Below are 20,084 nucleotides of genomic sequence, written 5' to 3'. Positions count from 1 at the left end.
CCAAACTTACCCGGTCCGGCGGATCTTTGCAAATCAGCGTTTCTGCGATCTGCGATCCAACGGGAGGGTCCCCGCCCATTCTCGGCACGCCAGTCAGCGTCCCGTTTCAGGGCTGTTTTGTAAGGGGTTGGCCGCTATTTTTCCGCTTCAGCGGCGGCGACTCGAATTACTTTACACACCCAGCAAGCCCAGCGCAAATTGGCGTCCGGACGGGCCTCGCGGCCCCGGGACCGGCATCCTCCGTTGCCCTTTTTCCTTGCCGGAGTCCATGTGCGAAGACGAACTAGACAGAACGGTCTGTCTCAAATAAATTTCAAGGAAGATCTCCGTCCTTAGGGGCAGTGGTCCGTTATCGCTGAAGCAGAACGGCGGATCAACGTGCACGCCATGAAAGAGCCAAAAATGACTGCAACACACTTTGACCGTTTCGTAGCCGAGGCCCTCACCACGGACCGGGAAACCGATACCGGGCTGAACCCGGACGAGCTCTACGGCCTGTACACCAGCTGGAGTTTGATCCACAAGACCCAGCCCGAAACCCCTGAGGCGCTGCGGGCGGGGCTCCAGGCGCTCGGCATCGATCCTGACAACAACGAACTGTCCATGACTGGACCGGCCGCGGCTGACTACATCCTAGCCAGCGCACCCAACCTCATTTAGCTCGCAGCTCAGCAGGAAGAGCCGGACATCGGCTCTTCCTGCTGTGCTTAGTTACTGATGTGCTTGAGACGCAACGCTGCGGCCAGCGCCGTCCTGGCCACCAACGCCGCACGCTTGGGTTCGCTCAACGCCGGCCGAGTTGGCAGAGGTTTTAACCCGCTCCTGCTGTCAGGTTCATACAAAAATACGCGCGGCGCAGCACCTGGTCCGCGCGGGAAAACGCAAGGTAATCAATGGACGATCTGTCCGGCATTTCAGCAGGCACATCCCTGGGCGGCAGGTACCGCCTCGTGGAACAAATAGGCTCCGGAGCCATGGCGAACGTCTACCGCGCCACTGACGACTCCCTCGGCCGGGACGTCGCCGTCAAGATAGTCATCAAGTCCAAGCCGGCCCAGGAACTGCAGGACACCGTTGGCGCGCTGCAGGACGACGACGCCGAGGTGAGCGTCCTCGCCCGCCTGAACCACCACAGCCTGGTCACCCTCCTTGACGCCGGCGTGGACAGGGCGGAACCGGGACGGCCGCGTATTTATCTCGTCATGGAGCTTGTGGACGGTCCGGACCTCAAGCACCGTCTGCGGGAAGGCCCGCTCCCGGCCCGGCACACAGCGCAGATTGGCTACGACCTCGCCGACGCGCTGGCCTACATCCACGAAAACGGTGTGGTGCACCGGGATGTCAAACCCGGCAACATCCTGGTCTACGACTACACCTACGATGCCGCCCGGATGCGGGCCAAACTGACGGACTTCGGCATCGCCCTGATATCCGACGCGCAGCACTACGACACCGGCGGTGTCCTGGGGACCGCGGCCTACCTCAGCCCGGAGCAGGCGCGGTCCGAACCGGCGGGACCTCCCAGCGACGTCTACTCCCTGGGCCTGGTGCTGCTTGAGTGCCTCACCGGTGAAGCGGTGTTCCGGGGCGATCCCCTGCAAAGTGCCTTGGCACGGCTGATCGATGATCCCGAGATTCCCGGCGATCTCGATCTGGAGTGGCGCCAGCTTCTGGCGGCCATGACGGCCCGGGAGCCGGAGCGCCGGCCCTCCACCCGTGAGGTCGCCCAGGCCCTTGAAGACCTGGCCGTCACCAGCCGCGGCAAACACAAGATAGACGCCATTCCCGACAGCGGGGACGCCGGCATAACAGAAGAGCTCCGCCACTCCTCCTGACCCGCCCGGCGCCTGGCCAGGAACACAAAGAGCCTCCGAACCCCCAATTAGTGGCCCCGCAAGACCAGCTTTCCCCAACGTCCCCCGAAAAAAATGGGCAAAGTCCGCAAACGCGTTTGGGGGGGACATGAATTTCAGTGCCGGCACTCTTACCGTCCGGGATGCGCGCCGGGGGCAGTCATGAGCCCGCTGAACGTCTACGTGAATGAGGGATTCGTTCCGATGGTGGACGGGTCACTTGTCTACCACCGGGGATTCGGCGACCGGCCCACCCGCAGGGAAGACCCCAAGCCGGCACTGAAGATGGGCCCGAGGGTGTTCACGGCGGCCGGCCAGGTGGTCGCGAGCCGCAGCTATCCGCTCAAGGCTCCGGTGCCGCCGTACGGCAGGCCGGCACCGCTGCGGCCGGACCCGCTGTTCCCGCGGCAGTTCCTGGCCCGGCGGGGGTACTGGGCCAGTTACTTTCCTGAGCGGACGCTGATCGCTGAAACAGGGAGCACCGTCAGCATCCTGCTGCACAACACCCTGTCCCAGCCTCACGAACTCCGGTTCCACGCCGCCGGCCCGGCAGGAGCGGACGCCACGAGCGGCCCAGTCGCTCCGGGCAAGTCAAAGCTCCTGGAGTTCCGTGCCCCGCTGCCCGGCACCTACCTGTTCTCCGATCCTGGCAACCAGCCCGTGGAGAGAACACTGGGCCTGTACGGCGCGCTGGTGGTCATTGACCCGCGGAACGCCTGGCGGCTCAACCCGGGAGGGGTTGAGTTCGAGCGCCAGTGGCTGTGGCTGTGCCATGACGTGGAATCGAATTGGGCACGCATCGCATCCCAGGGAAAGACGGTCAACCCGCTCACCACCCCCGCCGTCCCGCGATACTTCACGCTCAACGGATACTCAGGCTTCCAGGCGCTGGCCCTCACCACCGATAAGGTGTTCAACGAGCACCGCGAGGAAGACACACTGCCCTCAGGCCACCCCCGGGAAACCGATGTGCGGAACTTCAGCGCCTCTCCGGGTGCAGGGGCGGTCCGCACGGGCCAGCTGATGAGGATGGTCAACGCCGGCATCACCGACCACCAGCTGCACTATCACGGCAACCATGTGTGGACCGTGCGGGCCAACGGGATCGACTTCCCGCGGACCAACGGCAGGATCAGTCCACAGGGTGACGTCGTCCTCCAGCAATGGGAGGACACCATCCAGCTGAAGCCGCTTGAGCGCAAGGAGGCGATGCTGCCGGTCCGACGTCCGCCCGACACGGTGGACGAAGTCTGGAATGCCAGGACTGAAGACTGGAAGTATCCCATGCACTGCCATGCCGAGCCGTCGCAGACTGCAGCGGGCGGCCTCTACCCTGGCGGTTTGATGTCGGACTGGTCACTGGCGGCAGGTCCTACGCCGGAGCCCGGTCTGCCAGGAACCGTGGAGGACGAGGCTCACCACACGTTCCGGAGCCAGGTGGACTTCGCCTCGGACCAGCCCCACGAGGGCAGCCCCGAGACCGAGTTCCGCTTGCGGCCGGACGTCTCCGTCAAGCTCGATTTCTTCAACAGGGAACTCACCTTTCCCGACCGTTCCGAGCACGAGGTGTGGAGCTTCGAGACGGACAACTCCGGGCGGGGGCTGCCCGGGCCCCTCGTGCGGCTCACGGAAGGGCAGCTCTTCCACGCGACCGTCAAGCCGAGCAAAAAGGTCCACACGATCCATTGGCACGGCATCGAACCGGATCCCCGGAACGACGGCGTGGGCCACACCTCGTTCGAGGTGACGGGAGAATACACGTACCAGTGGAGGCCGGACGTACCAGTACGCGGCAACCCCAACCGGGGATCCGCGGGAACGTACTTCTACCACTGCCACGTCAACACTCCCCTGCACGTCCAGATGGGCATGTTCGGGGCCATCATTATCGATCCCCAGGCCGACCCCGCGGCGCCGATCCCGGCAGGAACGCGGCGCCACTCGCAGGAGGGGCCCCTGTATGACATCGCCACCGAGACACTGATTGCGCCGTATTCGATCGATCCCCGGTGGCATGAAATGAACCATGCCGCCGGGCTGTCCGGTGAGGACGCGGGCCTCAATCGCTTCGAGCCCAAGCACTTCTTTCTCTTGGGAGGCGCCATCGCCAGCAGGCCCAGGGGCGACAGGGTGTGGGCCATCTCTGCCATGAAGGCGAACATGGTTACCGGCAACCGGAAGCCCACGCTGGTGCGCATGGTTAACGTGGACTACTTCCCCACGGTCACACGGTTCATGGACTCGGCCGGAAGGCCGGCGCGCATCGCCGAACTGATCGCGCACGACGGCCGCCCGTTCTGGAACACGCCCAACCCGGCGGGCCCTGCCATCCAGCCGTCGATGGCGGGCCAGCCACTGCTGACCAGCATCATCAAGTCCGGCGCCGCAGAGAAGTTCGACTTCCTGCTCCGTCCGCCGGCGCCCGGAAAGTACACGATTGCCTTCGATTTCCAGCACTGGATTACCGGCGCCGTTCTCGCGACCCGGACGGTGACGGTGACCGCCTCCTGACGGGCTGACGCGGCCGGTGGCGACTGCTAGTGTGACGAAATGGATGCAATCATGGTTCGGCCCAGGAACGGGAAGATCATCGCCGGAGTCTGCGCGGCCCTCGCGGCACGATTCGGGATTCCCAAGGCACTCGTCCGCATTGGCTTCGTGCTTTTCGGCCTGTTTGGCGTCGGGGAACTGGCCTACATCGCCCTGTGGATTATCATCCCCAAGGAGAAATAGCCGAGTGCCGCTGAGCGCCAGGCGCAGCCATCGGCTCAGCGGCAGGAAAACAGGGCCTCAAGAGTCCGTTCGCGTTTGTCTGAGGGCTACTTACGACGCCGGCCCTGCGGCTTGTGGCCGATCGTCGCCGCCGGCGCGTTCCACAGTTCCGGAACGCTGCCAAGCCGCCGCATGCGGCCAATGGCCAGCACCAGCTTGGCGCAGGCCATGGCGTTCGTACCTGGATCAGGGTACGCAATGGGCGGCAATTTCAACGCTGCCAGGACCTCATTCATGCTGTGCTTCGGCAAATCCAACTCCCGCCGCGCGAGGCTGCGGGCACAGTAGAAGTCCTTGGCCGGCAGGTCCAGGCCCAGCCGCTCGCTGGCCTTCAGCATCACGTCGGCGTTGTGGCTGCCGGTGTAGCCGATCATGGGGTCCTCACACGCGAAGTGCAGGATTCCCTCAACGGACATTTCCCAGTCGGCGGCGGAACAGACGTCCTCTGCCGAGATGCAGTGGAAGCCGGTGTTGAGGGGGTCGAAATGCTCGACGCCGGGCGGGGGCTTGATCAGCCAGAAGGCCTTGTCCTCAACGCGTCCGTTGCGGACCTTCACGAGACCGACGCCACACACCGACGCGCGATCGCTGTTCGCCGTAGCAAAGTCAACGGCGGTAAAGCTCATTCCTGGCACTATTGGCTCCCCCGGGGCGCGGCAGTGGGCAGTAGGCGGCGCTGCTTGGCCGTCCCACTACCGCATATCTTCGCAGACCATATGCGGGATTTCCTTCTGAGCGCGATTGTGAATCGAACGGGTGGCCGGCAATGGTTGCCGGCCACCCGCCGTCGGGCTTCCGCTGGTTCAGCCTGCCGGCACCAGGCTCAGCGGGTCAGCGCTGCGGATGCAGCGCCCTGCTCCAGAGCACGGCGCCGGCGGCGTTGCGGAGGCTGACGGTGAAGACGTCGTCCTCGTCGAGATCCACGTGGCCGAAGAACTGGCTTTCGCCGGTGCGCGGGGACTGGTTTGCGTAGGCGCCGGCCTTGAAGAACGCCACCTCCGGGCCGAAGGTGCCGTCCATCTGGCTGGGGCCGAACGTTCCGGCGTTGATGGGGCCGGCCACGAATTCCCAGAAGGGATCAAAGTCCTGGAATGCGGCACGCTCCGGCGAGTAATGGTGGGCGGCACAGTAGTGGACGTCGGCCGTGAGCCAGACCACGTTTTTAACCCGGTTGCGCTTGAACGCAGACAGCACACCGGCGATCTCGAGTTCCTTCCCCAAGGGGGCGCCGGCGTCGCGGTTCGCGAGGGACTCCTGGTTGACCGGGCCGTCCGGCACGATGATGCCGAGCGGGAGGTCGGCGGAGATCACCTTCCACGTGGCCGTGGACCTGCTGACTTCCTTGATCAACCAGAGGGCCTGCTCCTCGCCGAGGATGTGGGTGAGGCTCGTTTCCTTGCCGGCGGTGTTCGGATCCTTGAAGGTGCGCATGTCCAGGCAGAAAACGTCCAACTGAGGGCCGCGGGAGATTTTGCGGTAGATGCGGGCCGGTTCGAAGCCGGTGCCGCCGTCGCTCAGCTGGGCGATGGGCTGGTATTCCTGCCAGGCCTGGCGGCCGCGGGCGGCCAGGACGTCAACGCGGCGTTCGGTGTAGCGGGCGTCGGTGAGGATCTCCCCCGGGTACCAATTGTTGGTGGTTTCGTGGTCGTCCCACTGGGCAATCACCGGAACGTCGGCATACATGGCCCGGACGTTGCGGTCCATGAGGTTGTAGCGGTGACGGCCGCGGAACTCGTTGAGGGTTTCGGCCACCTTGGACACTTCCTCGGTCACAAGGTTGCGCCAGACCTGCCCGTCCGGCTCGGTGACCTCGGCGGCAATGGGGCCGTCGGCGTAGATGGTGTCGCCGGCATGGATGAAGAAGTCCGGCTTGGTGGCGTGCATGGCCGCATAGCCGCGCATGCCGCCGATCTCTTCGTTGATGCCCCAGCCCTGGCCGGCGGTGTCGCCGCTCCAGACGAAGCTTTGGCGGCGGGGCGTGCCGCCGCTGCGGAGGGCGCCGGTTCCGGGTGCGGTGGTGAAGGAGCCGCGGGCGGTTTCGCCGGCGTTGCCCTCTGCGTCCTCGAAGTGCATGGCGAGTGCGAAGCGCGTGCCGGCCGGGAGATGGGTGGCGTTGATCTTGGAGGTGAAGTCGGTGGCCTCGCTGGCGGCCGTCCCGCGCAGCACCCGCTGGAAGGCGCGGCCGCCGCGGAGCGGGGACCCGTCGTCGTCGACCGCCAGCAGGCTTGCGACCAGCCGTCCCGGGCCAGACGCGCGGGACCACAGGACGCCGGAATCGGCGGTGACATCGCCGGTGGCGATGCCGGACGGCAGGGTCAGGCGGTTTCGGACCAGCGCGACGCCGGACGGCTGGACTGCGTGGGCGGGCGCGGCTATGGCGGGGGCGACGGCGGCAGCACCGGCTGCGGCGAGGGCACCTTTGAGGATATGGCGGCGGGTGAAAGGAGTCATGACGCCATGCTTGACGGCGTGTGTGAACCGTTGTGGACGGGGGCATGAACGCCTGAATGATGCCGGGTTACCCGCCGTTGTGAGCGCAGGCTGCACCAAAGCTATTTCATAGACTGCCATTGAATATAAAATTCCCTTCCCAAAGTCGCCGGGAAGAGACTAATATCCTGCACCTAGGCATTATTCAAAGAGGAAAATGCCGAGAGTTGACGCTTACTTGAGTAAGTGACAATGAGTGGATTGCGCAGTGCGCTTAATCCGTGGCAACTTATTTGCAGTGAACCTTTACGCAGGAACTGCTTCCTGGCTATTCATTTCTGAATATCCTCATCGCCATTGTTTTTATCCGCAGGTCTCCGACACCCTTCGTGTGCGGTTTTTATCCACCACATATCGGATGGAGTTTTGCCATGAAAAGCAAGATCAGTCGTGCCTTGGTGCTTGTAGTATTTCTGGCTACCGTATGTCTCGCTCCAGTGGCTCCGGCCAGTGCAGCAAATTCTATTGACTTACCGGCGGGCTTGGGGTGTGAATTCCCGCTGCGACTGTCCAGCACGGGAGGAAAGCTGCACACCAAAGAGTTCAGGGACAAGAACGGAAAGTTGGTGCGAATCATCACCGCCGGAAAGGGCGTCCTCTTGACCTACACGAACGTGGATACCGGAGCATCAGTAACTATCCGCACGGACGGATCCGTAACGCAAACTAGATTCAACAAGGATGGAACTCAGACCGTCACTCTGACAGGTCACAACGGCCTCATTCTGTTCCCCACCGACGTACCACGCGGGCCGTCCACAACCCAATACATCGGACGGGTCGTGTTTACCATCGACAAAGATGGAATCTTCACGCTCGTCAGCACCTCTGGACCATCGAGGGATATCTGCGCCGAACTATCCTGAGTCTCTGAAGGCAACACAGCGGGTGGCTGGCATATTGGCCGGCCACCCGCCGTCGTGCGTTCTTGATTGCTGAAGAAGTCAGCGCGTCCGGACCTTGTCCATGAACGCTACCTGCGCCACGCCACACCCGAACCGGGCCGATCCCGAGCGGACAGATTTGTCTCACTGTCCGGCGAGCCTGCCCTTGTGTAGTTTTAGTTTCCAAGCGACGGCACTGCAATGGAGCAGGACCGCCGGGCCTGACGCGAGCACCGGACGAGAGGCGACAACATGGCAAAGACATCGGGTGTGGCACCACGGTTGGCCGAGGCGCTGGCCATTGTCCTGGGCACGGAGGAGATTCCCATCCGGCTGCGGGCGTGGGACGGATCGGAAGCGGGTCCGGCGGATGCGCCGGTCATCGAGTTCCGGTCGCGGCGGGCGTTGCGCCGGATGCTGTGGTCACCCGGGCAGCTGGGTCTGAGCCGGGCGTACGTGGCCGGCGAAATCGAGGCACCCGGCGACATCTTTGCAGCCTTCTCCGCGCTCAGCTCCGCAGGGAAGCTGGCAGAACCGGGACCCTTCAGCAGGCCGACGGCACGGGAGCTCGGGACGCTGCTCTCCACCGCTGTCCTGCTCGGCGCGGTGGGACCGAATCCGGCGCCGCCGCCCGAAGAGGCGAAGGTGGAAAAGCACGGGCGGCGGCACTCGAAGAAGCGCGACGCCGCGGCGATCTCCCACCATTATGACGTCGGCAACGACTTCTACCGCCTGGTGCTCGGCCCCACGATGGTGTACTCCTGCGCGGTCTACGACAGCGAGGACGCAACACTCGAGGAAGCCCAGGAAGCCAAGCTCGACCTCGTTTGCCGGAAGCTGGGACTGCAGCCGGGCATGCGCGTGCTGGACGTGGGCTGCGGCTGGGGCAGCTTCGCCCTGCATGCGGCCGAGCACTATGGGGTGAACGTTGTTGGCATCACCATCTCGACTGAGCAGGCGGAGCTCGTCCGGAAACGGGTGGCCGAAGCAGGGCTGACCGAGCGCGTGGACATCCGGGTCCAGGACTACCGCGACATCGACGACGGGCCTTTCGACGCGATCAGCTCCATCGGCATGTCGGAGCACGTGGGCCGCGCCCAGCTCCCCCGCTACGTCTCACAGCTGCACAGCCTGCTCCGGCCCGGCGGCCGGCTGCTCAACCACGCCATTTCCTGGAACGCCGGCCCGACGGAGGATGACCCGGACTCTTTCATCCCCCGCTATGTTTTCCCCGATGGCCAGATGCTCAGCCTTTCCGAGGTGGTGGCGGCACTGGAAGACGGCGGGTTCGAGGTGCTCGACGTCGAGGCGCTGCGGCGGCACTATGCCCTGACCCTCCGGGCCTGGGTGCGGAACCTCGAAGAGCACTGGGATGAGGCGGTGCGGCTGACATCGCCGGGCCGGGCGCGCGTATGGCGGCTGTACATGGCCTCGAGCGCGCTGGGCTTCGAGAATGGCCTGACCGGAGTGAACCAGGTGCTGCTGCAGAAGCCCGGAGGCACCGAGCCGCCGCTGCGCCTCAGGCAGTGGGCGGCCCAAAACCCCGATGTGTGACACCTTCGAAATCCGCCGGTTGAGCTTGCCGAAATCCAGGAACCGCAGAACATAAGGAGAATCCCATGGCCAACATCCTGATGGTCGTATCTGCCGCCAACTCGCTCACCATGAAGGACGGCAGCGAGCATCCCACCGGGTTCTGGGCCGAGGAGCTGGTGGAGGCACACCGCGCCCTGCTCGGGGCGGGACACACGGTGGACTTCGCCACGCCCGGCGGGCTCAAGCCGACCGTGGACAAGGCCAGCCTGCAGGCGGATGCCGTCGGCAGCGAGGAAAGGGCGGAGGACTTCCGCACCTACCTTGACATGATCGACGTCGACCTGTTCGCGCCGCTGGTGCTGGCCGACGTCGACACCGCCGCATACGACGCCGTGGTCCTGCCGGGCGGGCACGGGCCGATGGCCGACCTGTTCCGGGACACGGACTTGGGCCGGGTCCTGGTGGAGATGAACGGAGCGGGCAAGATCATTGCCCCGTTCTGCCACGGCCCCGCGGGCCTGCTCAGCGCCACGGCCGACGACGGCGCGTTCGCCTTCGCCGGACGGCGGCTGACGGTGTTCACCAATTCAGAGGAACTGGGCGGCGGCACCGGGGAGAACACGCCGTGGCTGGTGGAGACGCTGCTGCGCGAGAAGGGCGCCGCCGTGGAGACCGGCCCGGACTGGGCCAGCTTCGTGGTGCGTGACGGCAACCTGATCAGTGGCCAGAACGCGCAGTCCAGCGTGGACGTGGCCAGGGAGGTCATCAAGGCACTCAACGCTGGTTGAGCCCGTCGAAGCCAACGGCCGGGACCTCTGGATCCCGACAGTCCGATCGGCGGGTAAGCGGTTCGATCAGCGGGGGCGGCTCAGCCGCCCATGCCGGGACGGACCGGGACGAAGTCGATCTTGTTTCCGGAGCCGGTTCTCTTCTTCGGGGAACGCGAAAAGCCCTTCGCGTCCAGATGGTTCTGCGCGCGGTACTCGGCCAGGGCGTCGTCGTAGGCCTGGTTCAGCCGCCGGCCGGACACCTGCTCCGCCGTGCCGTCGGTAAAGGTGATGGAGATCAGGACGCTGTCGGGAAAGTGCCGGTTCATCCGGACAAAGCCTTCGGCATCCTGCAGGAGATTGATCAATGTGTCCGCCTTCGTGGGTATGGCTTCCCAGTCTCCCGCACTTTCATCGGTGCGGATGCGGACAGGCGTGACGATCAGCTTGGTGCGTGCTCGTGGGTCTCGCCGAAGGGAACTGCGTCGCTAAGGGCGACAGTGTATCGGCTAGGGCTGTGCCGGGTGACCAGGATGCCGGCGGAACCCTCCATTGAGGCGGCCGGGAGAAGGGCCGCCTCCGCATCGGAAAGCAGCTGATGAAGCTGCTCCCGGTTCCCTACCAGTACTTCAATTTGTGCAGAGGCAAGTTCAGACATGGGGTTCTCCTTAGGTGGATCGGTTTCAACTGGAACGGTTTCGTCGCTCGTGCGACTCGTCTTCGTGGCGTACCGACTGGGCGTCGGCGGCGAAGAGCATCTTGCGGCCCATGAAATCGTCGGGCCATACCCAGACCACAGACCCATCAGGCATGAAGGCATCGATGGCACCGGATCCTGCGATTCCATCTGACTCATACACCACCCGGTCACCCACGGCGTAGCCGCGTGGATCCCCGGGGGCCGGGGCTGATTCTGTTTGTCGGGCGGGAATCGAAGATTCAACTGACATATCGGAATTGACCTCATGTGGAGTATGTGAAAGGGATCAAGCCCGGGCCGCTGTGCACCCTGATCGGCGCACTGGCTGGGCCTGAAGGATGGCGATTGCGCCAACCTTGGAAAACTGCCGCACTCACTAGACTACAGGATTGTCAACAATTCACAATAGGCTGGCGAGAATTGTTAGCGCTCGGTTAGCGCAGCCGCACTGGCCCGGCGGCGTCGTTTGGCTGCCGCCATTGTGGTGTCCAGCAGGATGAAGCCGAGCAGGCTCCAGCCAAGTAGCGGCAGAAAGAGCCCCCCGAGGACCATGACGGTGATCGCTGCGAGGACGCCTGCCCAGTGCCCGCGGAGGAACGCTCCCCGCGGCGCCGGCCTGCCGACGGCCCAGGCGCTGCCGCGGGTGGGGCGGCGCTTCCACCACATCACGTAGCCCCAGATCACCATGGCTGCCAGGCCCGCAGCAACGGCAAGCAGGATGAGCTGGTTCGGCAGGCCGAAGAGCAAGCCCATGTGCGCCGCGATGGCCCAGCGGGTGAGCTTGGCGGCAAGGCCGAAGTCCTCGAAATCAGCCCGGCTGGTGATCTCTTCGGCTGCCGGGTCGATCGCCACGGCGCTGGTCGTTGCGGGCCACTCACGGCCTGCTTCGGTCACGGTCCACGCTGTGCCGGCCGTGGCGGGCGGTTTGATGTCGATCATCGGCGCTGTGATGATGTCGGCCCTCGCGATCCGCTCGACGGTGTCGTACAGCGTCGGCTCCGCGGCCGTACCGGTTGGCGCCGGCGCTGAACCGTGGCCGGAGTGGTCACCGGCCGGCCCTGCAGGTTGTCCGTTGAGGCTGGTGGAAACGGTAGGTGTAAGCCACCCAAGGTCGCTGCGCAATGTGGTGATATTGGCTCCAGCATGCGTAGACCACGTCAGCCCGGATGCGGAGAGGAACAGAAACCCCGCGAGCAGGATGGCGCCGGTGGTGCCGTGGAGCCACAGAGTCCGCGCCCTCCCGGACGCCGGGCGTGCTTTCTTGGGTCTCCTCCGGGTGCGGATCCTATCGATCCACAGGACGAGGCCGCCGAGGGCGACCACCCCGAGCCAGGAGGCGGCCAGTTCACTGTAGACCCGGCCGGCTTCGCCGAGGTGCAGGGACCGGTGCAGGTTGGAGATCCACGTCCGCATCGGCAGGGCTCCGCTGCCGCCGTACGTGGTCAGGTCCCCGCGGATGCTTCCGGTGCCGGGGTCAACGAAGAGTGTCCGGTATTCGGATTCACCCAGGGAGGGGTCCGCGAACAGCACGCGGGTGGTGTCCTCGGGTCCGGGCGCCGGCCGGACGGTAACGGGGGTGGCTCCGCCGGCAGCATTCACGGCCGCCTGCACCTGTGCCGACAGAGGCAGCGGCCGGGCAGGGGCGGGGACGTGCAGTTCCTTGGCGTAGACGGCCTGTTCCAGTTGCGGGGTGATGGCGTAGAGGCCGCCGGTAAGTGCGGCGATGAGCAGGAAGGGTCCGGCGAGGATCCCCGCATAGAAGTGCACGCGGAGCAGGAACGCCCGGAACCATCCGCGGCCGTCTGGTTCGGCGCTTGAGGGCCGGGTGTCCGGGGGTGCTGTCTGGGTGGAAGTTGGGGGGTCGGTTAGTGCAGTCATGGTCTCGTCTTTCGACTCACGACGGCGCAGCCGGGTCTGCCGCGTCTTGGCAGGCAGCGCGGGCCGGTAGGCGGCATGCGGGCAGCGCAAAGCGTCATGGGGAGTATGGAGGAACCCGCACCGGTCAAACCTGGTGCAAAGTGTTCAGGTGGGGAAGGGCTGCGGTGGTTAGGTGCCCCGGATCGGACGGCTGCGTGCGAGGGCTGTTACCCCGGCGGCCAGGCCGATCAGTCCGGCGGCGAGCCCGATCCAGCCGACGGAGCGGTCACCGCCGTCGGATGCGGACGACGCAGCCGTTGCTGCCGACGAGGCCTCTGTGGCATCGGTGGCGGCGTCGGCTTGGGTAGCGGTGGTGACGAAAGACGGTGCAGGGTGGGACGGCGCCGGCGCGGTGGAGGCTGCGTCAGAAGTTGCTGCGGTGTGGTCGTGGGCAGCTGACTCTATGTCGGCCCAATTCACGGTGGTCCCGTCGGTGTAACCCTGTGCCGCGGGCAGGATCACCGTGGTGCCGGCGGCCGGGAGACGCCCGACGGAAATTGTGAAGATCTGGAATTCGTTCTGGCCGATCTGGTGTGCAGCGTCAGCCGTCCAGATCACTCTGGTGGGGGCCTTTGTCACGGTTGCCCCTTCCACTTGCACCGGTTTGGGCAGGGCAGTGGTGATGACCTGGGCTTTCCAGCCATCCATGGGCCTGACCGAGACGGTGGTCAGCGGGGTATCGGTGGGCAGCTTCACTTCGAGCCGGTTGGTCTTGGCGGTGTCGGACTCGTTGGGAACGCTGAAGGTGAGCTTGGTGAAACCGCCCTCGGATGTGGAGGACGGGTCGACGGTGACGTGCGCAGAGGCCGCGGCCGCGCCGGCGGCCAGGAACCCAACCGCAAAAGTGGCGGATATGGCCGTCTCGAGGGTACGGCGAATGGAAGTCTTCATGGCGGATGCCTTTCACGGTAATTCGGATCGGGACGCGCAGGCCGTAGGGGCCTGTTCGGGAACCGGGTGAAAACGCCGCCGTCGATTCCTGTCCTCGGGTGAAAGGGACCGGCTCTAGGCGGCGGAGGCGAACGCGGGAGGACCTCGCCGGGAAGGCAGCCGCACGGCAGGCCGTGCCGCGGGAAGAACCGCGGCGATCCCGCACGCGTCGGGAGCGCGGGCAGGGATGATGCTGGCTGGTTCGGGTTGCCGCAGGAGTGGGCGCAGCCAGTCAGCCAGGACTCCGAGGGCCTGTTCGCCGCGGGCCAGGACCAGCGCGGTGGCAAGTGTTGCCACCGCGTGGGCGGCCAACATGGGCCCGTCAGGTACGGCTGAGTGGGCCGCGGCGGCCACAGTCAGTGTCTCGTGACCCAACGCTGCGGGTCCGTGGCCGGCGTGGCCGGACAGGTGCGCCTGCGGAGCGGCTGCGGAGGCTCCGGCCGACAGTGCACTGAAGGCCCAGTGGAGCCAGATCTGCGTCGCGCCAATCAGCCCGGTCAGGGCCGGAAATGACAGGCGAAAGCGCGTCAGGGCAGCCACTGGAACCACGGTGACGGCACAGAGGGCCGCCAGAACTGCCGCTGGCGGCAGCTGGCCGCCTCCGGCCAGATGCCCGCCGGCGGCCAGTCCAAGGACTACTGATCCGATGAGTCCGGTGCGGAACAGCCGAAACGAAGCACGGGGCATCATCGGCGGTCCTTTCTCCGGGTCAAGGCTGGGTGCAGTGGGCAGAATAAATTCTACGCGGTGTCGAACACCTTTCCTGTCCCGGCATGACTCAGAACGTGCACGCGTCAATGACGAATCGGTACCGCACGTCACTGGAGCGCATTCCTGCCCCTTTACTGCATTGGCGTTGTCTCAAGGGGCATCTGGTCAGCGATGCCGGCCTGCGGGTTTGCCAGATGCTCGGGACGGAGGATCTCCTCGAGCTCTTCGGCCGTGAGCAGTCCGCGTTCGAGGACGAGCGAGGTAACGCTGCGGCCCGTTGCGAGTGCCTGCCGGGCGATGGAGGTGGCCGCGTCATACCCGATGAGGGGGTTGAGGATCGTTACGACGCCGATGCTCGCTTCGACCTGGGACCGCAGGAACTCCTTGTTGGCAGTGATCCCGTCAATGCAGTGGTCGGCAAGGGTTGTGCAGGCTGCGGTGAGGTGGGTCAGGCTGGCGAACAGCGAGCGGGCGATGATCGGCTCAAACGCGTTCAGCTGCAGCTGCCCGGCCTCGGCGGCCATGGTGATGGTCAGGTCATTGCCGATGACCTCGAACGCCACCTGGTTGACCACTTCCGGAATGACCGGGTTCACTTTCCCGGGCATGATGCTCGATCCCGCCTGGCGCGGGGGAAGGTTGATTTCCGCGAAACCTGCCCGCGGCCCCGAGGACAGCAGCCGCAGGTCGTTGCAAATCTTTGACAGCTTCACGGCCACGCGCTTCAGGGTTCCGGAGAACAGCACGAAGGCTCCGCAGTCCTGGGTTGCTTCCACGAGGTTGCCGGCCGTCACCACCGGCAGCCCGGTGATGCGCTGCAGGTGCGTACGGGCTTCGGCAGCGTACCGTGCATGGGTGTTAATGCCGGTGCCGATGGCGGTTGCGCCGAGGTTGATCTCGTGCAGATGGACCAGGGCTTCACGGGTCCGCCGTTCATCCTCGTCAATCATCACCGCGTAGGTGCTGAACTCCTGGCCCAGCGTCATGGGCACCGCATCCTGCAGCTGGGTCCTGCCCACCTTCACCACGTCCTCGAACTCCGCGGCCTTGCGCGCAAGAGCTTCGCGGAGGTAGGCCATGGCGGACAGCAGCTCATGGGCACCTTGGATCGTTGCGACCTTGATCGCCGTGGGGTAGACATCGTTGGTTGACTGGCCCATGTTCACATCCCCGTTGGGGTGGATCATGGCGTACTCGCCCTTGTTCAGCCCCAGATGCTCCAGCGCCCGGTTGGCGACAACCTCGTTGGCGTTCATGTTGGTTGAGGTTCCGGCTCCGCCCTGGATGACATCCACCACGAACTGGTCATGGAGCAAGCCGTCCTGGATGTCCTGGCAGGCCTGCGCGATGGCATCCTTTTTGGCCCCCTCGATCAGGCCGAGATCGAAGTTGGCCAGCACGGCAGCATGCTTGACCTGGGCAAGAGCCCGTACCAGCTGCGGGTACGCAGAGATCGCCGTGCCCGTAATCGGGAAGTTTTCCACTGCACGCAGTGTCTGGATGCCCCAGTAAGCGGCCGCCGGGATCTGTCGGGCGCCCATGAAGTCGGTCTCCGTCCGGCTTGCTGCGGTTTCCAAAAGGGACGATTTCTCTGTCATTGTCTCAATCCTTGTGCCGGTTGCTCCGTAAGTGCCGTTTTGAGCATTCGAAAGGGCACCTGCGGAGCAACCGATGGCTTAGTTGGTTAGGAGGGTCCCGGAACGGAGACGAACCCAAGTCTCTTGTCCACGACGTTCTCCAGCGGTTCGCCTTTGCAGAACCGCCTCAAATTGTCGACGAACAGTTTTCCAAGATCGTCGAGGTAGTCTTCAGTGTCGCCGCACATGTGGGGTGTGATGATGACGTTGTCCATGCCCCAGAGGGCGTGTCCTTCGGGAAGGGGTTCGGGGTGCACCACGTCCAGGGCAGCGCCGGCAATGGAGGCTGAGGCCAGCGCTTCAACCAGGGCATCGGTATCCACCAGTTCCCCGCGGCCCACGTTGATCAGGCGGGCGGACGGCTTCATGGAGGCCAGGATTTGAGCATTTACCAGTCCCCTGGTTTCGTTCGTCAAGGGCGCGGCGAGTACCAGGTAGTCGTAGTCGTGGACGATCCGGGTCAGGTCGCGGGAGGAGTGGATCTGCCCAAAATCAGCATCGCCGGGACGGGATGCCCGGCCGGCACCGTCGATCTCCATGCCCACCGCGCGGAAGAGCCGGGCGATTTCGCGGCCGATGGATCCGGTGCCGACCACCAGCGCAGTCTGGCCCTGAATCTTGCGGGTGACGCGGTGCTGCCAGCGTTGTTCCTGCTGCAGCCTAAACGAACCCTGCGCGTCCTTGGCCATGTCCAGGACAAAACCGAGGGCGAACTCTGCGATGGCCCGGCTGAGGACGCCGCGGGAATTGGTGTAGACGATGCTGCTGTGGATGAGTTCATCGAACAGCAACTGGCTGACGCCCGCTGCTGAGACGTGGATCCATTTCAACGACGAGGCTGCATCCCAGTTTTCCCGCAACGCCGGTGAGAATGAGTGCCATTGGTACAGCACATCCGCGCCGTCCATCGCCTCGGCAAGACCGTCGGCCTTGGTCAGCCGGACCTCTGCGAGCTCCTCGATTTCGGCCAGGCGGGGCGGGAGCGCCTCGCGGTATAGGGCCGCGACAACTGGTCGGCTGCCCTGCACTCCGGTCATGAGGCCGAAGTCCCGGCGATGGAGGCCTGTTCCGGAGCCAGAGCGCCGATGGCGCTGAGGACCGCTGCCGTGAATTCCGACGTCGACGACGTTCCGCCCACGTCGCGGGTTCCGAGTCCGGCGCGCAGGGCCGACTCGAATGCGGACTGCAGGTGTGCGGCGGCTTCGGCGTGGCCGAGGTGCTCCAGCATCATGGCCCCGGACCAGATCTGGCCCACCGGGTTTGCCAGGCCCTTGCCGGCAATGTCCGGTGCCGAGCCGTGGACCGGCTCGAAGAGGGACGGGTAGTCGCCCTCCGGATTGAGGTTGGCGCTGGGTGCCAGGCCGATGGAACCGGTGACAGAGCTGCCAAGGTCCGACAGGATGTCGCCGAACAGATTGGAGGCCACAATGACATCGAAGGTCCAGGGTTTCAGGACCATGTGTGCCGCCAAGGCGTCAACCAGCTCGCTGGTGAGCGTGACCTCCGGATACTCCAGGACCGTTTCCGCGACGATCTCGTCCCAGAACGGCATGGTGTGCACAATGCCGTTGCTCTTGGTGGCGGAGGTCAGCTTTCCCCGCCGGGTGGCGGCGAGGGCAGCAGCATAGTGCGCAGCCCGCGCGACTCCCATGCGCGTAAAGATGGTTTCCTGGACCGCGCTCTCCTGCGGCAGCCCGCGGTACATGCGGCCGCCGACTTCCGAGTATTCCCCTTCGTTGTTTTCCCGTACGATGAGCAGATCGATCGGGTGCTTGGCCGCAAGAGGTGACGCGACGCCGTCGAGCGTTTTGACGGGACGGAGGTTGATGTACTGCCGGAACTCCCGGCGGATGGGGATCAGCAGCCCCCACAGGGACTCCGCGTCGGGAACCTCCGGGGAACCCACCGCGCCCAGGAAAATGGCGTCGTGCTTGGCGAGCTGCTCCAGCCCGTCAACAGCCATCATCCGCCCGTGCCGGGAGTAGTATTCGGATCCCCAGTCGAAATACGTGAACTTCAGGTCCAGGGAGTGGAGTTCCGCGATGCGCTCGAGGCAATCGATGGCCGCGGGGACCACTTCGTTCCCGATGCCGTCGCCGGGGATAACAGCGATTCTGTGCGTGCTCATGAGATTTTCCGCTCCGGCAGGCCGCCCGACAGCTGTTGCCAGCGGGCACCGGAGCCTCCAAGGTTGACGATGGTGCTTTTAGGCTCTGTCATCTCGTGGACGGCATACTTGACGCCTTCCCGCCCCACACCGGATTTCTTGAATCCGCCAAAGGGCATGGAATCGATGCGGACGTCGCTGGTCTCGTTGATCACCACGGCACCGACGTGCAGCTTGTCCGCGATGGCCAGCGCCTGGTCGATGGACTGGGTGAAGACGCCTGCCTGCAGCCCGTAGTCGGAGCTGTTGGCGGCGTGGACAGCGTCCGCGATGCTGATGAAGGGCAGGATGCTGACGACAGGACCGAATACTTCCTCGTGGATGACCCGGCATTCCGAGGGCACGTCGGTCAGCACGGTGGGCTCGTAGTACGCCCCGCGCCGCTGGCCGCCGGCGTGCAGGGTGGCACCGGCCGCTGTGGCTTCCTGTACCCATTCCTCGACGCGCTGGGCTTCCTTCTCTGAAATGAGCGGGCCAACGTCAGTGCCGCGGTCAAGCTTCGGCCCGGTCTTCAGGGCCTTCGTGCCGCGGGTGACGTGCTCGAGGACCTCGTCGAACAGCGAAATGTGCACGTAGACGCGCTGCACCGAGAGGCAGTTCTGCCCGGCCACACCAAAGGCTCCGGCCACGATGGCATCGGCTGCCTGGATCGCATCCGCGTCCGCGCAGACAATCGTTGCATTGTTGCCGCCGAGCTCAGAGAGGATCTTCTTCGCCCCGGCGGCTGCGGCAATACGGTCGGCCGTGGCGGGGCCACCGGTGAAGGAGATCAGGTCGATCTGCTCATCGGTCACGAGTGCTTCGGAAACACCCGGTCCGGAGACAATCGCGGCAATGCGTCCCGACGGGACGCCTGCTTCCAGCAGCAGCTGGACAAAGGCCAGCCCCGTGAGCGGGGTGCGTCCGGAAGGCTTGAGCACGACGCCGTTGCCGCCGATGAGGGCAGGGCCCAGTTTGTGCGCCACCAGGTTCAGGGGGTCATTGAACGGAGTGATGGCCGCGACGATGCCCACCGGCTTCCGGCTGTACCACCCGATCTTGTTGGCTCCGGCCATGCTGTCCTCGAAACCCAGGGTCTCCCCCGTGAGCTCTGCGGATGCGGCAGCCGAGAGCCGCAGTGTTTCGATGCAGCGGCGCACCTCGCGCTCCGCTTCGGTGATGGTCTTGCTGCTTTCGGACGCGATGATCTTGGCGAACCGCCCGGACTGTTCACTGAGAAGCTGTCCGGCTTTCTCCAGCGCCTGCCTGCGGGAGCGCAGCGGCCACTCTTCAGCCTGGAGATGCCGGTGGATGTGCGTGATTGCACGCCGGACGTCCTGGGGCGAAGAGGAGCAGACCCGGCCGAGCAGGATGCCGTCTTCAGGATCCCGAATTTCCAGAACCATGTCCGTGGTCTGCCATTGGCCTTCGAGGAAGGCACCCCCGGGAAGGCCTGCAACCTCGGCACGGCCGTAGCCTGTATCCGGGCCGGCTTCAATAACCATTGTGGATGAAGTCATGGGAGTCTTTTCCTGCCTATTTGACTCGGTCGATGATCTTGGCGGCTGCGCCGATGAAAGGCAGGAACCAGGGCGGGCCGAAGTGGCCGGGGACGGGCGGGTTTTTCAGGTCTTCCCATACGTTGGCGGTCTTGTCGCCGGCCATGTAGTGGGCCATGCGCTTGCCCATGTGGGCTGCCATCTGGACGCCGTGTCCGCTGTAGCACAGGGAGTAGAAGAGT

The 20,084-nt window shown here is 64.9% G+C and carries 19 protein-coding genes and 1 pseudogene; 7 read left to right on the top strand and 13 right to left on the bottom strand.

Annotation, left to right across the window (positions count from 1 at the left end; genetic code table 11):
* Window positions 1–402: 402 nt before the first annotated feature.
* The 4 genes from AC6CH3_RS22915 to AC6CH3_RS22900 all read left to right on the top strand — a co-directional run bounded on the left by AC6CH3_RS22915 (window position 403) and on the right by AC6CH3_RS22900 (window position 4,586).
* Window positions 403–660 carry a hypothetical protein gene (locus tag AC6CH3_RS22915; RefSeq protein ID WP_498134621.1) on the top strand — a complete coding sequence of 86 codons (258 nt, stop codon included), beginning with the start codon at window positions 403–405 and terminating at the stop codon, window positions 658–660.
* A 233-nt stretch (window positions 661–893) separates the two neighbouring features.
* The gene (locus tag AC6CH3_RS22910; protein ID WP_498134620.1) at window positions 894–1,835 is read left to right on the top strand and encodes a serine/threonine-protein kinase; all 942 of its coding nucleotides are present in this window, start codon (window positions 894–896) and stop codon (window positions 1,833–1,835) included.
* A 180-nt stretch (window positions 1,836–2,015) separates the two neighbouring features.
* Window positions 2,016–4,364: a multicopper oxidase domain-containing protein gene (locus AC6CH3_RS22905; protein WP_498134619.1), complete on the top strand. Its 2,349-nt coding sequence runs from the start codon at window positions 2,016–2,018 to the stop codon at window positions 4,362–4,364.
* Window positions 4,365–4,403: 39 nt separating this feature from the next.
* Complete coding sequence (locus tag AC6CH3_RS22900; RefSeq protein ID WP_498134618.1) at window positions 4,404–4,586, top strand: PspC domain-containing protein; 183 nt, start codon at window positions 4,404–4,406, stop codon at window positions 4,584–4,586.
* 86 nt (window positions 4,587–4,672) lie between these two features.
* Here AC6CH3_RS22900 and AC6CH3_RS22895 read toward each other — a convergent pair whose 3' ends face one another.
* Both AC6CH3_RS22895 and AC6CH3_RS22890 read right to left on the bottom strand, forming a co-directional pair.
* The gene (locus tag AC6CH3_RS22895) at window positions 4,673–5,251 is read right to left on the bottom strand and encodes a 3'-5' exonuclease family protein (protein ID WP_498134617.1); all 579 of its coding nucleotides are present in this window, start codon (window positions 5,249–5,251) and stop codon (window positions 4,673–4,675) included.
* A gap of 205 nt (window positions 5,252–5,456) precedes the next feature.
* A complete protein-coding gene (locus AC6CH3_RS22890) occupies window positions 5,457–7,076 on the bottom strand; it encodes an alkaline phosphatase D family protein (protein ID WP_498134616.1) in 1,620 nt (539 codons plus the stop codon).
* A 410-nt stretch (window positions 7,077–7,486) separates the two neighbouring features.
* Here AC6CH3_RS22890 and AC6CH3_RS22885 point away from each other — a divergent pair, with 410 nt between their 5' ends.
* From AC6CH3_RS22885 to AC6CH3_RS22875, 3 genes are all read left to right on the top strand, one after another.
* Complete coding sequence (locus tag AC6CH3_RS22885; RefSeq protein ID WP_498134615.1) at window positions 7,487–7,981, top strand: hypothetical protein; 495 nt, start codon at window positions 7,487–7,489, stop codon at window positions 7,979–7,981.
* A 270-nt stretch (window positions 7,982–8,251) separates the two neighbouring features.
* Complete coding sequence (locus tag AC6CH3_RS22880) at window positions 8,252–9,553, top strand: class I SAM-dependent methyltransferase (protein WP_498134614.1); 1,302 nt, start codon at window positions 8,252–8,254, stop codon at window positions 9,551–9,553.
* 65 nt (window positions 9,554–9,618) lie between these two features.
* Window positions 9,619–10,323, top strand: a complete 705-nt coding sequence (locus tag AC6CH3_RS22875; RefSeq protein ID WP_498134613.1) for a type 1 glutamine amidotransferase domain-containing protein — start codon at window positions 9,619–9,621, stop codon at window positions 10,321–10,323.
* Between the two features lie 80 nt (window positions 10,324–10,403).
* On the opposite strand, the gene AC6CH3_RS22870 is transcribed toward AC6CH3_RS22875, so the two are convergent.
* The 11 genes and pseudogenes from AC6CH3_RS22870 to AC6CH3_RS22820 all read right to left on the bottom strand — a co-directional run.
* Window positions 10,404–10,670, bottom strand: coding sequence for a hypothetical protein (locus AC6CH3_RS22870; protein ID WP_498134612.1), 267 nt, complete (start codon window positions 10,668–10,670; stop codon window positions 10,404–10,406).
* Window positions 10,671–10,744: 74 nt separating this feature from the next.
* Window positions 10,745–10,960, bottom strand: a complete 216-nt coding sequence (locus tag AC6CH3_RS22865) for a hypothetical protein (protein WP_498134611.1) — start codon at window positions 10,958–10,960, stop codon at window positions 10,745–10,747.
* Window positions 10,961–10,985: 25 nt separating this feature from the next.
* Window positions 10,986–11,252, bottom strand: coding sequence for a hypothetical protein (locus tag AC6CH3_RS22860; RefSeq protein ID WP_498134610.1), 267 nt, complete (start codon window positions 11,250–11,252; stop codon window positions 10,986–10,988).
* 173 nt (window positions 11,253–11,425) lie between these two features.
* The gene (locus AC6CH3_RS22855; RefSeq protein ID WP_498134609.1) at window positions 11,426–12,880 is read right to left on the bottom strand and encodes a PepSY-associated TM helix domain-containing protein; all 1,455 of its coding nucleotides are present in this window, start codon (window positions 12,878–12,880) and stop codon (window positions 11,426–11,428) included.
* 168 nt (window positions 12,881–13,048) lie between these two features.
* Window positions 13,049–13,810 carry a YcnI family copper-binding membrane protein gene (locus AC6CH3_RS22850; protein WP_498134608.1) on the bottom strand — a complete coding sequence of 254 codons (762 nt, stop codon included), beginning with the start codon at window positions 13,808–13,810 and terminating at the stop codon, window positions 13,049–13,051.
* Between the two features lie 114 nt (window positions 13,811–13,924).
* Window positions 13,925–14,539, bottom strand: coding sequence for a hypothetical protein (locus AC6CH3_RS22845; protein WP_498134607.1), 615 nt, complete (start codon window positions 14,537–14,539; stop codon window positions 13,925–13,927).
* A gap of 152 nt (window positions 14,540–14,691) precedes the next feature.
* Entirely contained in the window at window positions 14,692–16,158 is a 1,467-nt protein-coding gene (gene aspA / locus AC6CH3_RS22840; protein WP_498134606.1) for an aspartate ammonia-lyase, read from the bottom strand.
* Window positions 16,159–16,244: 86 nt separating this feature from the next.
* Entirely contained in the window at window positions 16,245–17,234 is a 990-nt protein-coding gene (locus AC6CH3_RS22835) for a D-2-hydroxyacid dehydrogenase (protein ID WP_498134605.1), read from the bottom strand.
* Window positions 17,231–18,325, bottom strand: coding sequence for a tartrate dehydrogenase (locus AC6CH3_RS22830; protein ID WP_498134604.1), 1,095 nt, complete (start codon window positions 18,323–18,325; stop codon window positions 17,231–17,233). The genes AC6CH3_RS22835 and AC6CH3_RS22830 overlap by 4 nt, the downstream gene beginning before the upstream one ends.
* The gene (locus tag AC6CH3_RS22825) at window positions 18,322–19,863 is read right to left on the bottom strand and encodes an aldehyde dehydrogenase family protein (RefSeq protein ID WP_498134603.1); all 1,542 of its coding nucleotides are present in this window, start codon (window positions 19,861–19,863) and stop codon (window positions 18,322–18,324) included. Before AC6CH3_RS22825 ends, AC6CH3_RS22830 begins: the two co-directional genes overlap by 4 nt.
* A 16-nt stretch (window positions 19,864–19,879) precedes the next feature.
* Window positions 19,880–20,084: pseudogene (locus AC6CH3_RS22820) on the bottom strand (FAD-dependent oxidoreductase); the annotation flags it as partial.

Source organism: Arthrobacter sp. GQ119 (genome assembly GCF_059759125.1).
This window is presented reverse-complemented; position numbering and strand designations above follow the sequence as displayed.